This window comes from Spirosoma rhododendri (assembly GCF_012849055.1).
Taxonomy (GTDB): Bacteria; Bacteroidota; Bacteroidia; order Cytophagales; family Spirosomataceae; genus Spirosoma; species Spirosoma rhododendri.
In genome coordinates this window covers 5,558,627-5,571,624 of record NZ_CP051677.1, presented here as the reverse complement: position 1 = coordinate 5,571,624, position 12,998 = coordinate 5,558,627, and the positions used below count along the sequence as shown (strand labels likewise).

General features: G+C 54.4%; 15 protein-coding genes and 1 pseudogene. 6 read left to right on the top strand and 10 right to left on the bottom strand.

Annotated features, from left to right (window positions below; all coding sequences use genetic code 11):
* Window positions 1-36 precede the first annotated feature (36 nt).
* The 5 genes from HH216_RS23410 to HH216_RS23390 form a co-directional block, all read right to left on the bottom strand.
* Window positions 37-396 carry a hypothetical protein gene (locus tag HH216_RS23410; protein WP_169553062.1) on the bottom strand — a complete coding sequence of 120 codons (360 nt, stop codon included), beginning with the start codon at window positions 394-396 and terminating at the stop codon, window positions 37-39.
* Window positions 397-403: 7 nt separating this feature from the next.
* Entirely contained in the window at window positions 404-541 is a 138-nt protein-coding gene (locus HH216_RS23405; protein WP_169553061.1) for a hypothetical protein, read from the bottom strand.
* Window positions 542-687: 146 nt separating this feature from the next.
* Window positions 688-1,278 carry a sensor histidine kinase gene (locus HH216_RS23400; protein WP_169553060.1) on the bottom strand — a complete coding sequence of 197 codons (591 nt, stop codon included), beginning with the start codon at window positions 1,276-1,278 and terminating at the stop codon, window positions 688-690.
* Between the two features lie 619 nt (window positions 1,279-1,897).
* Window positions 1,898-2,785, bottom strand: a complete 888-nt coding sequence (locus HH216_RS23395) for a sensor histidine kinase (RefSeq protein WP_169553059.1) — start codon at window positions 2,783-2,785, stop codon at window positions 1,898-1,900.
* A 492-nt stretch (window positions 2,786-3,277) separates the two neighbouring features.
* The gene (locus HH216_RS23390) at window positions 3,278-4,048 is read right to left on the bottom strand and encodes a LytR/AlgR family response regulator transcription factor (protein WP_169553058.1); all 771 of its coding nucleotides are present in this window, start codon (window positions 4,046-4,048) and stop codon (window positions 3,278-3,280) included.
* A gap of 150 nt (window positions 4,049-4,198) precedes the next feature.
* Between HH216_RS23390 and HH216_RS23385 the strand changes: the two genes are divergently transcribed.
* The 3 genes from HH216_RS23385 (at window position 4,199) to HH216_RS23375 (ending at window position 5,224) form a co-directional block, all read left to right on the top strand.
* The gene (locus HH216_RS23385; protein WP_169553057.1) at window positions 4,199-4,441 is read left to right on the top strand and encodes a helix-turn-helix domain-containing protein; all 243 of its coding nucleotides are present in this window, start codon (window positions 4,199-4,201) and stop codon (window positions 4,439-4,441) included.
* A 143-nt stretch (window positions 4,442-4,584) separates the two neighbouring features.
* The gene (locus HH216_RS23380; protein WP_169553056.1) at window positions 4,585-4,791 is read left to right on the top strand and encodes a hypothetical protein; all 207 of its coding nucleotides are present in this window, start codon (window positions 4,585-4,587) and stop codon (window positions 4,789-4,791) included.
* 31 nt (window positions 4,792-4,822) lie between these two features.
* Window positions 4,823-5,224 carry a hypothetical protein gene (locus HH216_RS23375; protein ID WP_169553055.1) on the top strand — a complete coding sequence of 134 codons (402 nt, stop codon included), beginning with the start codon at window positions 4,823-4,825 and terminating at the stop codon, window positions 5,222-5,224.
* A gap of 58 nt (window positions 5,225-5,282) precedes the next feature.
* Here the strand turns inward: HH216_RS23375 and HH216_RS23370 are convergent, their stop codons facing one another.
* On the bottom strand, window positions 5,283-5,858 hold the full coding sequence (locus HH216_RS23370; RefSeq protein WP_169553054.1) for a DUF3109 family protein: 576 nt from the start codon (window positions 5,856-5,858) through the stop codon (window positions 5,283-5,285).
* An 82-nt stretch (window positions 5,859-5,940) separates the two neighbouring features.
* Window positions 5,941-6,318, bottom strand: coding sequence for a hypothetical protein (locus HH216_RS23365; RefSeq protein WP_169553053.1), 378 nt, complete (start codon window positions 6,316-6,318; stop codon window positions 5,941-5,943).
* 298 nt (window positions 6,319-6,616) lie between these two features.
* Here HH216_RS23365 and HH216_RS23360 point away from each other — a divergent pair.
* The 3 genes and pseudogenes from HH216_RS23360 (at window position 6,617) to HH216_RS23355 (ending at window position 10,678) form a co-directional block, all read left to right on the top strand.
* Window positions 6,617-7,743, top strand: a pseudogene (locus HH216_RS23360) (glycoside hydrolase family 88/105 protein).
* Entirely contained in the window at window positions 7,740-8,513 is a 774-nt protein-coding gene (locus HH216_RS25610; RefSeq protein ID WP_217371883.1) for a glycosyl hydrolase, read from the top strand. Before HH216_RS23360 ends, HH216_RS25610 begins: the two are co-directional and overlap by 4 nt.
* Complete coding sequence (locus HH216_RS23355; protein WP_217371882.1) at window positions 8,510-10,678, top strand: glycosyl hydrolase; 2,169 nt, start codon at window positions 8,510-8,512, stop codon at window positions 10,676-10,678. Before HH216_RS25610 ends, HH216_RS23355 begins: the two co-directional genes overlap by 4 nt.
* A 74-nt stretch (window positions 10,679-10,752) precedes the next feature.
* Here the strand turns inward: HH216_RS23355 and HH216_RS23350 are convergent, their stop codons facing one another.
* The 3 genes from HH216_RS23350 to HH216_RS23340 all read right to left on the bottom strand — a co-directional run bounded on the left by HH216_RS23350 (window position 10,753) and on the right by HH216_RS23340 (window position 12,814).
* Window positions 10,753-11,124 (bottom strand): DUF3471 domain-containing protein, encoded by a 372-nt coding sequence (locus HH216_RS23350; protein ID WP_169553052.1) that lies wholly within the window; start codon window positions 11,122-11,124, stop codon window positions 10,753-10,755.
* Between the two features lie 52 nt (window positions 11,125-11,176).
* A complete protein-coding gene (locus HH216_RS23345; RefSeq protein ID WP_169553051.1) occupies window positions 11,177-12,034 on the bottom strand; it encodes a ThuA domain-containing protein in 858 nt (285 codons plus the stop codon).
* Between the two features lie 393 nt (window positions 12,035-12,427).
* On the bottom strand, window positions 12,428-12,814 hold the full coding sequence (locus HH216_RS23340) for a response regulator (protein ID WP_169553050.1): 387 nt from the start codon (window positions 12,812-12,814) through the stop codon (window positions 12,428-12,430).
* Window positions 12,815-12,998: the final 184 nt, after the last annotated feature.

Sequence of the window (12,998 nt, the reverse complement as noted above, 5' to 3'; positions counted from 1 at the left end):
TCAGTTAGTTGGATGGTGTACCCGTACCGATTGAGATTACCCGTACATAGCGGTGTAACGAGCTATACACTGGGCAAATCGCTCGAATGAATAGGGTTCCGTCAGGAAATCGAACGGATGCAGGTGCAGATGACCAAACAGATGCTGCGGGTAGGGCGACGTAATGATGAGGGCCGGATAATCGCGCAGGTAGTTCAGAAAAGGGGCCGGAATTGTTGCATCGGGTGATACCAGCCGGAGGAAGACAGGCGCATCATCAGCCGATCGTAAGCTGACCAGCATTTCCTCCGAGAACGCCCCGGTCTGACCCAGCGTGAGCCAGCCGGAACGTTGGAGGTAATGGGCGAGTTGGTGCCGACTCGCCGTTGAATAGTTCAGGATGAAGTAGGAAGGCAAAGGGAGATTAAAAAATTGGGGGAATAATTGTGGTAAGCGTGAATGCTTTCCCACCGTTCTGAACAGAGTTCGTGGCTGTGAGATTGATGATACGCTCTTTCTTCAGCGTCAGACGGGGCGTGGAGGTAGCAGTCGTGTTTTTCATGGTAGAGGTTGATTAAGTTGTTTTTGAGGAGAGGGAGTGTAACCTGTGCCGGTTGACGATTCAAAAGTAGCAGGTTGCCCTAGCGCACTTCAACTACTTTAGACCAACCGCGGGAGAATTTTCGACCAATAGACGAATTAGTTCGACTAATGTGACTGGTTCAAATTGATAGTCAGCGTAACAGTATACGTTGTTTCGTCCGCCTGTGTAATTAAGGAGTAGTGTCCCGCATACAGGGCCTCAAGCCGACGCCGGACGTTGGCAAGTCCCACGCCCCCTGACCGGCCTGCTCCGAGTGCTACTGGCTGGCGGCTGGGTAAGCTGTTTTCAACAGCAAAGATGAACTGCCCCGCTGTATCAACCTCGGCTCTGACCTGCACATAAGCGGGCTGAGTAGCCCCTTTGACCCCATGTTTGAAGGCGTTCTCCACGAAGGCAATCAGCAGCAGGGGGGCAATCTGGTAGTGAGCTGGCTCTCCACTCTGCTCGTAGTCGATCAGCACGTCCTGGCCGCTGAGTCGGTTGCGTTCTAGGTCGAGATAGTTCTGGATGTAAGCCAGTTCTTTGTCGAGGCCGATGCGGGGCTGGTCGGTCTCGTAGAGGTTGTAGCGCATTAACTCGGAGAGGTGCAGCACCAAATCGGCAGCTTGTTGATCGGCCTCGAAGATGCGGGCGTAGACGCTGTTAAGGGTATTGAGCAGAAAGTGGGGATTAACCTGGGCTTTGAGAAAGCTCAATTCTAAATTTAGGTTATCGCGTTCGAGCCGAAGCTTTTCGCCTTCAAGTCGGAATTTATCGCCTTTGAGCCGCAGCGACCGTGAGAGAATAACAACTAGGTCTTTGGCTACTTTGGGGACTAGATATATGAATGATACATTACTAGTCAATATCACGTCTTGAATAGCTATTCTTACGCTGGTAAAACAGCCAAATAGACCACCTGCCTTAAAAAGAAACCAATAGCGGTTGATAAAATTATTAGTGACTGGATTATAGGTATGCAAGTAATATAACAGAGCATAGGTGCAAATGTGAACAAAGAGAAATAACAGGGCTAGACTGATAAGCAGCTTAACAGGTCGAAGTACATACAGATAGTGAGGGAAAATGATGTAGCCTGATACGTAAAAGAAGGTCAGTGTAAGTAGAGAAATACCGGGTGTGAGCCAGCTTCTAACGAAAATGTCGTCTGGAGTTAGGATTGACAATGAATAATTGGCCAAGCTGAAGGTAAATAGCCATAATAATGTATGCACAGTGGTGCGTATCCGAGACCAATGGTGTTGGACGAAAGCAATTAGCCGGGGCGGAGCGATGGTTAGGTCGTTCATGTGAAAGCGGAACGTGATAGGTTGACTAAGCCAGCTCAGCGGTCGGTGTTGGATGGCTGCTCCATTCGAGTTGCACAGTTAGAGTAACAGCGTAAGTTCGTTGACCGATAGTAGTATTGAGTACATATTGATCATTGTACAAGGCTTCGAGCCGACGTCGGACATTGACCAACCCCACGCCCCCGGAGCGTACCCCGGTGGTGGTTGGAGCCTGCTTTCGCTCGGGTAGGCTGTTTTCGACGATAAAAGTCAAGTGTCCATCGGGGTCTATCTCCGCCCTGACCTGCACATAAGCAGGCTGGGTGGCCCCTTTGACGCCGTGTTTGAAGGCGTTCTCCACGAAGGCGATCAGCAGCAGAGGGGCGATCTGATAATGGGTTGGCTCTCCGCTCTGCTCGTAGTCGATCAGCACGTCCTGGCCGCTAAGCCGATTGCGTTCCAGATCGAGGTAGTTCTGAATGTAAGCCAGTTCTTTATCGAGGCCGATGCGGGGCTGGTCGGTCTCGTAGAGGTTGTAGCGCATTAGCTCGGAAAGGTGCAGCACTAGGTCGGCAGCCTGCTGATCGGCCTCGAAGATGCGGGCGTAGACGCTGTTGAGGGTGTTGAAGAGGAAGTGGGGGTTAACCTGCGTTTTTAGAAAATCGACCTCCAGTCGCAGGCGATCCTGCTCGCTGCGGTAGTACTGGGTTCGTAGCTGTAAAATATCCCGGAAGGCCCTGATTGCTATTAAAATAATGACGAGCTGATAACTCCATAGTATACTTGTAACTGCGGCATTACCATCGATTATAAAGCCAAAAATGCCGCCCCTTCTGTAAACAGTCCACTCCGGAAGGTCGTGCCCCTTTGCGAAGAATATGTTTAGGACATACAGAGAAAAGTAATTTATTAGATAGGTGAGGACGTGGCTCAAAAATACCCAAACTAGAAAGAGTGCATGCTTCTTTTTATATAGAAACGTAGGAAATATATACAGACTAAACAGGTAGTAAAGTAATGCAGTGTCGGTAGTAAACTGTAGAGATCTCCACCAAAACGTTGAGGGCGTATAAGTAAAATCGGCTAAATAAATATATCTTATGAAGAACAAAAACAGCAGCCAGAGTAAGACTTGCTGGGCTTTATAGCTTTTTATTAAATAATATACGTTCATAGTTGCATCACCCAAGTAGTATCGAAGATAATCGCATAATAGAATTACCGAAGTCAGTTATTTTACTGTCCTCATCTCTACAATTGGGTTAGTCAGTTTGCTGGTGCGAGTAGGTCATATCGTTACTCGGTTGAGTGTATATCGGCTTGGAAACAAAGCCTGCTGCCAACCCCATCCCCCGGAGTGTACTCTACCAATCATCAGCTTACGCTTAGGCAGGCTGTCGACGATGGAGTCAGCCGCCCGCCCACGTTACATCATGTTCTTTTTCAACTCTTCCATCACCCGGTCACGGTAGGTAACACCGATGGTTACCTGTTTGCCATCGAGGGTCGTGATCGTGTTGCCGTCAATCTCTTTGATGGCCTGCCGCCGAATCAGATACGACCGGTTGATCCGCAAAAACTGCGAAGGCGGCAGCATGTCCACCAGCTTACTCATCGTCATGTGCGTAATCAGCACGCGGGTTGTCAGGTGAAGCTTGATGTAGTCTTTCATTCCTTCCGCAAACACAATGTCTTCCGGGGCTACCCGAATCAGCTTCTTGTCTTCCTTGATCAGAAAATACGGCACCGTCTCGCGACTGTCGACGGGCGGGGTCGGTGTGCGGATGGGGGGAGGTGTTAGGACCGATGAATCAGGATCGGGCGTAAAGCCAAGCCGCTTCGTCACGCGGTTGACGGCTTCCAAAAATTTGTCGAAGCCAACCGGTTTGAGCAGGTAGTGCGTGACGGAATCGAAATTATAGGTGTCGGCGGCAAACTGGGGCGATGCCGTCACCATGACCACGACGGGATGGGGCAGGGGCAGGGATTTCAGAAATTCGACGCCGGTCATAAACGGCATCTCGACGTCCAGAAACAGTACATCGGGTTTGAGCGCCTGTACCTGATCGAGCCCTTCGAACGGATCGTAGCTCTGTCCCGCAAGGGTCAGGTATGGGACGCGGCTGATGTATTTCGACAGAATAACGTGAGCCGGTGACTCGTCGTCGAGGAGATAGCAGGATAGGGTGCGGTTCATAGGGAGTACTAATGCGCTAAATATAGCGTCTGAGTAGCCGCATTGGTCGAAAACAGCGACTCATTGGTCGAAATAAATTCCTATCGACTCAGTAGGTGTATTCATTTGTATCAACCAAAACAGATCAGTTACCTTTTTCTACCAAAAGCCATGCACCCTATATCGACAAAGCTTCGCAAACTCCGCGAAATCTACGGGTACCCGCAGGAATACGTCGCGTTTCACCTGGGCGTCAGTCAGGCGGCCTACAGTAAAAAAGAAACCGGCCGGACCGAACTCTCGCTGACGGTATTGCAGCAGATTTCGGCACTCTACAAAATCAGCCTGGCCGACCTGCTCGACATGGCGCTGCCCGACCTGCTCGTGATGGCCCTGCGCCAGCAACACGCCTGAACCTGCCGCACTGGTCGTTATAACCAGCCCGACTAAAGCAGTCCCGAACCGACTCGTTTACAACCCGACGTTGTGGTTTAGCCGCTTCCCCCGCCGGACCTTTGACTCGAAAATCAACGCAAACCAAATAACCACAATCAGTCATGAAGAACCAGATTACAGACAAAATCGACGCGCTGAAAAGCGAGGCTGTCAGCCAGGAAGCGTTTATGAATCAACTGGCTCAGCTGGATGAACAGGGGCAGGCCAATCCCGAACTGCTGGATCAGGTCAACGGCGGTATCGCTGCGAATCAACTGCCCTTCCCCGTGCTGGGTCTGTGGCTCGATCCTGATACGATTAAGTTCTAGTAAGCGTCATCATTGCCCAACCTTCCCACACATGGCCTCTCTCCTCTGCCCCAGTTCAACCGCCAGGCCCGGCGCGGCTTTGTTCGGCGTTCAGACCGCCACCGGTCAGATCGAATACCTCGACGAGCCAGTCATCATCGATCAGACGTTCGTCGACAAAGCCCGCCAGGGCCGTGCGCCGGAAGAGCGGTTTCGCTTTGCCAGCAACTGCGCCAAATCGGGCTGCGGGCACTGGGATTCGGGGCAGGCGGGGTGCAGCCTTGTCGGTAAGATTGTCGACGCTATGAATCGTAAGGCCGACGATACGCTGGTCGCCTGCGCGATCCGCACCAACTGCCGGTGGTACCATCAGGAAGGTGCCCGCGCCTGCGCCAGCTGCGACGAGGTCGTGCGTAATGTACGGACGCAGGAAACGCTGGCGTTAGCCGGCTGACGGTACGATCATAGCCACTAACAAACGGGGGCCGGTCATCATGACCGGCCCCCGTTTGTTACTGAACCTCTTTTTCTTCGATGGCTTTCGTTAGCTGATCGTACCAGGGAGCGCCGTAGGCCCGAACCAGCGCTTCGCGGACGAATTTGTAAATCGGGACGTTGAGCTGCTCACCAAAGCCGCAGGCGGGGCTGCAAATGGGCCATCGGTCGTAGTTGAGCGCGTGAAACGATTCGTACTTCGTAACGCGGATGGGGTAGAGGTGGCAGGAAATCGGTTTTTTCCAGTCGACCTTACCGTGGTTATACGCTTCCTCGATGCCGCATTTCAGAATGCCGCGCTCATCCCAGGTGGCATACACACACTCGCGGTTGTTGATCGTATTGGTCACGTAACCACCTTCACCGTCGGGTTCGTAACCGCCCCCGCGTCGCTCGATTTCGGCAATGCCTTCGGGCGACAAAAACGGCTTGATGTCGGGGTAAATCCGGTCAAGGATGGCCGGTTCGTCACCTTCGAGCGGAGCGCCCATGTCGCCTTCTACGCAACAGGCTCCCTTGCACTTGTCGAGGTTGCAGACAAAAAATTTCTCAGCGATATCGTCGCTGATGCAGGTGTTATCAATCAGAATCATACGTCTGCCGAACGGGTAATCACAGTTATCGCAGCCCGTTCATTACGTAAATATACAGCGCTTCGGTTGCTTATCCGACCGCTTAGGCCGCTGGCGTATTGGGGCTTTCCTGCCGAAACCGGTCGATGCCCACCGTCTGAGTCTGGTGTGCAGTTGTCGGCTGCGATTGCGCCGGTGTATCCATCGAGGCAACGCGCGTATTCAATTGGGTTATTTCCCGCGTCAGCCGTTCGACCTGCTCGCGAATCTCCTGCTGGGAAAGGTACATCCGGGTGCGCGACTGCTTGTAGGCACCCGCCAGCACATTGCCGCCAAACGGCGTTGCGGCCCGTGTGAGCGATTCGAAGACGGTGCCGTATTGCTTACTCATTCCTAAACTATATTGACGAAGAAAAGTACAAACGCTCGTCCAGGTGGCTTCCAGCCGGTTATCGTGTCTTACTACCTGTGACAGTTCCATAGTTGATGTAATTTGTTTATTATCAAACAGATTTCAGCGAAAATCAATTCACTGTACGTACAAGCATAAAACAGGCCCGTTCTACTGAATAGTTTTCAAATAAAAGAATAATGCAAAAACTCATTCTGATAGGTCATCGAATCGGTGAATAATCCAGTCGATTCTGCCAGTAGTCGCATGGTTTCTGGCTGTACGTAAGAATAGCCGCAAGCGTTGCCTGACCGTACTGCATAGTATGAGTAGCCGGGCTGGGGGTTTGCGTTTGTAGGTTAGTCTGACCAGCCCGCCCTTGTTGCCCATGCGTTACCTGTTTGTTATGCTGGCCATCTGCCTGCAAAGCCACGCCCAACCGCTACCCAAAAAGACCAACGTACTGCGGAGTATGGCCCTTGCCAATGATTATTTCATGGCAAAGTGGCCCGATACAGGAAAAGAAATTGTCACGAACAAAACCCGGCCGAGCCACATCTGGACGCGGGCTGTGTACTACGAAGGGTTGATGGCGTTGTATGGCGTTGATGCCCAGACTCGTTACCGCAACTATGCCGTCGACTGGGGGCAGAAGCACCAGTGGGGGCTGCGGTCGGGTCTGGAAACCAAAAATGCCGACGATCAGTGCTGTGGGCAAACCTACCTCGATCTATACCAGCTCGACCGGCAGCCCGACCGGATTCGGGCCATAAAAACGTGCATAGACAACCGCGTTGCCAGCCCCGACAACGGCGACTGGACCTGGATCGATGCGCTGCAAATGGCGATGCCCGTCTACGCCAAACTAGCCGTGCTCTACGCCGATCATCCCGCCGTGGCCAACGGCTACTACGAGAAAATGTACCAGCTCTACAACCACAGCAAGTCGGTGGAGGGTGGCAGGGGATTGTTTAACTCCGCCGATGGGCTATGGTGGCGCGACAAGGATTTTGTGGCTCCGTACACAGAACCCAACGGGCAGGACTGTTATTGGTCGCGGGGGAACGGCTGGGTCGTGGCGGCACTGGTGCGTGTGCTCGACATCATGCCCAAAAACGCCCCCATCGTGCCGAATACGCGCAGATGTACCAGACGATGATGGCGGCTTTGGTACCCCTGCAACGGCCGGATGGGTTCTGGAACGTCAGTCTACACGACTCGACGCATTTTGGCGGCAAGGAAACATCGGGCACCGCTCTATTTGCCTACGGCATGGCGTGGGGTGTCAATAACCGGTTGCTCGATACGAAAACGTACCGGCCGCGCATCATCCGGGCGTGGAACGCGATGACTACCGACGCGCTGCATGCCGATGGGTTTCTGGGCTACGTGCAGGGAACGGGCAAGGAGCCCAAAGATGGGCAACCCGTTAGCTACGATAGCAAACCTGATTTTGAGGACTACGGTCTGGGCTGTTTCCTGCTGGCGGGAAGCGAAGTATACCGCATGAAATGAACCGCACGACCCTCTCTTTCACCTGCCTGCTGACCCTCGCTACGCTGACCGGCCGGGCACAGCCGGTTTCCGATTCGAAACCGCAATGGCCCACTATCACGCAGCAAACCCGCCCCTGGACGCGCTGGTGGTGGATGGGCAGTGCCGTCGACAATGCCAACCTGACCCGCCTGCTGACGCAGTACCGCGATGCGGGGCTGGGTGGGGTCGAGATCACACCGATCTATGGCGTAAAAGGTGCCGAACCGCAGTTCATCAATTTTCTGTCGCCAGCCTGGATGCAGCGGCTCGACCATACGCTGACTGAAGCCGGGCGGCTGGGGCTGGGCGTCGACATGGCGCAGGCGTCGGGTTGGCCGTTTGGTGGGCCGTGGGTGTCGCCCGCTGATGCCTGCCGCTACGTCGCGTACCAGACGTACGCGCTCAAAGCGGGGCAGTCGCTGACCGAGTCGGTGCGGTACGTGCAGAAACCACTCGTTCGCACAGTGGGCGAACCCATCGACATTCGACAACTGCGCGACCCCATCGCCACCAACCCCGATTTGCAGCAGCATGCCTTCGATCAGGTGCGATTTGAGAAGCCGCTGCCGCTGCAAACGCTGATGGCCTACGGTGACAAGGGCCAACTGCTGGACCTGACGAACCGCGTCGATGGGCAGGGCAAGCTGAACTGGACAGCCACACCGGGCAACTGGACACTGTACGCCCTGTTTATGGGCTGGCACGGCAAGCAGGTTGAGCGGGCGGGGCCGGGGGCGAGGGCGACGTGATCGATCACTTTTCTAAAACCGCTACCGACCATTACCTGAACCATTTCGACTCGGCTTTCCGGGGCCACAAACTGACGGGCCTGCGGGCGTTTTTCAATGATTCGTATGAAGTTGACGACGCGCAGGGCGAAGGCAACTGGACCCCGGCGCTGCTGGCTGAATTTCAGAAACGGCGGGGCTACGACCTGCGCAACTACCTGCCCGCGCTGCTGGGCCAAGCCAGGCCCGGTCAGGAACGGGTCAGTAAGAGTGCTGCTCAAGAGAAGCCCGGCGCGGATGGGCAGGATGCCGATGCGTCGACGGGGTTCCGTGTGGCCGATAGTACCGGCGTCCGCGTGCTGAGTGATTACCGCGAGACACTTTCCGACCTGTTACTCGACAACTACACCCGGACGTGGCACGACTGGGCAGGTCGGCGGGGCAAGCTGATTCGGAATCAGGCCCACGGCTCACCGGCCAACATCCTCGATCTGTACGCAGCTACCGACATTCCTGAAATCGAAGGCACCGACCTGCTGCGCATCAAATTCGCATCGTCGGCGGCCAACGTAACGGGTAAACCGCTGATCTCGTCGGAGTCGGCAACCTGGGATAATGAGCACTTCCTGTCGACGCTGGGTGATGTGAAGAAAGACCTCGACCTGTTCTGGCTGGGGGGCGTCAACCACGTATTTTACCACGGCACCAACTACTCGCCCCAACAGGCGGAGTGGCCCGGCTGGCTGTTCTACGCGGCCGTACACGTCAACCCCAATAACTCGTTCTGGCCCGATTTCGGCAAGTTGAATCAGTACGGTGCGCGGGTGCAGTCATTTCTACAGCAGGGCAAACCCGACAACGACGTGCTGCTGTACCTGCCCATTTACGACGCCTACGCCCGGCCGGGAAAGGTGCTGCTCCAGCACTTTGACGGTATTGAACACGGCTTCAACGGCCTGCCTATCGAACGCATCGCGCAACACATGCTCGATCGGGGCTACAGCTTCGACTACATTTCCGATCGGCAGATTCAGCAACTAAGCAACGCCAATACCCGGCTACAGGCACCCGGCGGCACCTATCAGACGCTGCTCGTTCCCGATGCCTGGCTAATCCCGCTCGAAACGTTTCAGAAACTGCTGACACTCGCCCGCAATGGCGCGACCATTCTGTTCGTCGGGCAGCTCCCCTCCGACGTGCCGGGGCTGGGTAATCTGGCTGGTCGCCGGGCTACGTTTCAGGCGTTGAGAAAGCCACTGTCGGTACCCGATAGGCTGGACGGTATTCGCCCGGTGCCGGTTGGGAAAGGGCGGTTAATCGTCGGGTCGACGGTGGAAGCTGTGCTGGCCTATGCCCGTATCCGGCAGGAGTCAATGACCAGCTCTGGTCTGCACTATGTCCGGCGCAGCAGCGGGGAAGGGCAGTACACCTATTTCGTCGTCAACCGGGGTAGCGAACCAGTCAACAGTTGGGTGATACTCGGCACCCCTGCAACCTCGGCTGTTTTGTACGACCCCATGACGGAGCAGATTGGGCAGGCACAGGTCAAGGAAAATGGCGGTCGGGGCGGTGAGGTACGGCTCCAACTCCAGCCCGGCGAATCGCTGATTATTGCGACCAACCAGCCTGGTGCAGCGGCACCGTATGCGTATCGGGCCACTGCCGGTCCTGCCCAGCCAATTACCGGTACATGGAAACTAAACTTCCTGACGGGCGGGCCGCAATTACCCAAAGCCACTGAAATCGCATCGCTGGAATCATGGACGGAGTTGAACGAAGCCGGTGTAAAGGAATTTTCGGGCAGTGCCAGCTATTCGATAACTTTCCCGCGCCCTACCGGCTCGGCCCAGCGGTGGCAGCTCGACCTGGGGAAAGTGGCCGAAAGTGCCCGCGTCCGTTTGAATGGTCGCGACCTCGCCACACTGCTCGGCCCGACCTACCAGCTAACCCTTCCCGACAGCCTACTCCGCGACCAGAACGAGTTAACCGTCGTCGTGTCGAACGGTATGGCCAACCGCATCCGTGATCTGGACAAGCGGGGTGTTAACTGGAAGAAATTTTACAACATCAATATGTCGGCGCGGCTGAAAGAAAACCGTGGCCCCGACGGGCTGTTCACTGCCGAACACTGGCAACCGCGCCCGTCGGGGTTGATTGGCCCCGTTACATTGACGCCACTCAACTAAGCGAAAAGATGTGGAAGAATAGAGTCTGGTTAGCGGGTCTTTTCTCTCACATCTTTTTGCTTTCTTCTACAAAATCAGTTTTCCTTTTTGCCCTCGAAGCTCCTGCCCTGCGCATCGAGCGTGACACCCGTTACTTTCCTGGTATCGTCGCGTTTGAAGGTCAGCGTAGCCCGACCGGCGGCATCGAAGGCATCCAGCGTGTTTTTGATGGGTGTCATGGCACCGGCTTCGCTGCCCGTGTCGATTGTCAGCTGACCGTCTTTAACGGCGATGGTAACAAATTCGAAGGGCAGACCCTCAAACTTATACTTGCCAACGTACTGGTTCAAATCGATAGAATCGGCCCGATAGACAGGTGGTTTGATGGGTGCCGGGGCTGTATGCGGAGCCGCGTATAGCGTTGTCAGCGAAAGCGCACAGGCAAGGGTAAAGACAATGCTTTTCATGGTACAGGTGAATTGATTAAGATACTTGACGCTGGAAAAACGGTGGAGGGTACTACTTCGGTGAGGCCATTGCCCACTGCAATGCATTAGTCAGCAACTGCACAAAATCAGTATCCTGCCAGACGGCAGCGTTATGGCCCATCGACGTGTAGAACGTTTTGCCCCGGCCCACTGTCCGGTACCAGGCAACCGGATGATTGTGGCCCATGCCAAAATTTTTATCCTTGATAAAGAGCACATTACCGCTGGGGATAATCTTGTCGCCGTCGATGTATGACACTACCCTGACGCCCCTGGGCTGGGTAAAGAAGACGTACCATTCGTCGGTATGTTTCCACGACGCCGGTAGCCGACGCGTCAGCGTTGAATCGACATTGGCATTGACGTGTACGTCCGCCTGCTGGAGTTGTGGATTGAGTGGATGGTGCGAAAATTTGGCACCGAGCAGGTTGGTTTCGTACCAAGGCCAGTGATGCGAATCGTCGCCGGACCCGTGAATACCTACCAATGACCCGCCCGCTTCGACGTACTCACTGAGCGCCTGTTGCTGCTCATCGTTCAGCACCCGCCCGGTCGAGTTGTCGAAAACAACGGCCTTGAACTGCTTTAACTGTTCCGGGGTAAACACGCCCCCTTCCTCGGTTTCGTACACGAACCAGCCGTTCCGCTGCGCCAGTTGCTGAAAAACTGGCTTCGACGCATCAATGGATTCACCGTGGCGGAAACCGGTTGTTTTGGAAAATAGCAAAACGGCTGGCTTGTTGGCCGGGAAATTGATCGCTGGTCGGTCGGTTTCGTAGCTGACGGGAAATCCATTTTTGACTTTGTAAAGGAACAGGCCGCCCGCCACGAATAGCAGTACGACGAGACCCAGCAAACTCCAGAGCGCGATTTTTAAACCTTTTTTCATGGGAATTAACGGGTAGTTGATGTGGATGCCCTGGCCTGATCGACCCAAAATGACCGGAGTCACTGGTTAATCGATTGAGCTGTAACGGGAACGAATAGCGGAACCCTGCCCGCTTTTCCGTTCACAAAGGCAACACATAGATCGTGTATACCCGTAACAGACGATAGATCAGCTAGCAACCGATGGCTGTAACCTGCACGCCAATTCGTTTACCACGTCGGAGTTGCAGGGCTAGTACGAGAAAAACGGTCCACCATTCTGTCTGGCAAAGTGCCGAATCTGTACCGGGTTTGATAAGAAGTGGTACGGGTAATGCCTGCCGGATGAAGATCGTTTGGGGGGGTGATAGTAACGGCCGGTTCAGTTGGGGGCTGTAGCGATTGCGGCAGTACATTACTCGCTAAGGATCGATAACAGCTGCTGACGAAGCTGAGCCGACTCAAATGGTTTGACGACAGAACCCGTAAACCCGCTGGCGTCCAGTTCGGCCTGGGGTAAGGCTGTCGCCGACGACGCCAGAATGGCGACTGACGAATCGAACTGACGAATGAGCTGGCAGGCCGTTGCGCCGTCCATAACGGGCATTTGCAAATCCATGATGATGGCCTGATAGGGCAACCTGTTGGCCGTTCCATCGCGGCTCAACTCGACGGCTTTTTCGCCGTTTTCTGCCGTATCGACACTGGCTCCCCACTTCGTGACCAGCTTGCGGATAAGCATCAGATTGAGCGGATTGTCATCGACAAGCAAAATGCGGGTGTCAGATAAGTCGTTTCTCATGCGTTTCTGAGTAAGTACTGTTCGAATCCGGCAGCTAACAAAAGGCATAGCTACCAAACGGATTTCAAGATACGGGCCAAACGTCGATTTGTTTATATGATAGTAGCGTTGTTAGGGATAATGTAACAGAAACAAAGCCACAGGTATGCTGATTTGTGAAAAAGTGTCTATAAATGCATTTATG

Bases quoted from the DNA above. Each gene is read 5' to 3' on its own strand.
- HH216_RS23350 (WP_169553052.1), bottom strand. From the start codon at position 11,124: ATGAAAAGCATTGTCTTTACCCTTGCCTGTGCGCTTTCGCTGACAACG.
- HH216_RS23345 (WP_169553051.1), bottom strand. From the start codon at position 12,034: ATGAAAAAAGGTTTAAAAATCGCGCTCTGGAGTTTGCTGGGTCTCGTC.
- HH216_RS23370 (WP_169553054.1), bottom strand. From the start codon at position 5,858: ATGATTCTGATTGATAACACCTGCATCAGCGACGATATCGCTGAGAAA.
- HH216_RS23385 (WP_169553057.1), top strand. From the start codon at position 4,199: ATGCACCCTATATCGACAAAGCTTCGCAAACTCCGCGAAATCTACGGG.
- HH216_RS25610 (WP_217371883.1), top strand. From the start codon at position 7,740: ATGAACCGCACGACCCTCTCTTTCACCTGCCTGCTGACCCTCGCTACG.
- HH216_RS23390 (WP_169553058.1), bottom strand. From the start codon at position 4,048: ATGAACCGCACCCTATCCTGCTATCTCCTCGACGACGAGTCACCGGCT.
- HH216_RS23340 (WP_169553050.1), bottom strand. From the start codon at position 12,814: ATGAGAAACGACTTATCTGACACCCGCATTTTGCTTGTCGATGACAAT.
- HH216_RS23380 (WP_169553056.1), top strand. From the start codon at position 4,585: ATGAAGAACCAGATTACAGACAAAATCGACGCGCTGAAAAGCGAGGCT.
- HH216_RS23365 (WP_169553053.1), bottom strand. From the start codon at position 6,318: ATGGAACTGTCACAGGTAGTAAGACACGATAACCGGCTGGAAGCCACC.
- HH216_RS23405 (WP_169553061.1), bottom strand. From the start codon at position 541: ATGAAAAACACGACTGCTACCTCCACGCCCCGTCTGACGCTGAAGAAA.
- HH216_RS23375 (WP_169553055.1), top strand. From the start codon at position 4,823: ATGGCCTCTCTCCTCTGCCCCAGTTCAACCGCCAGGCCCGGCGCGGCT.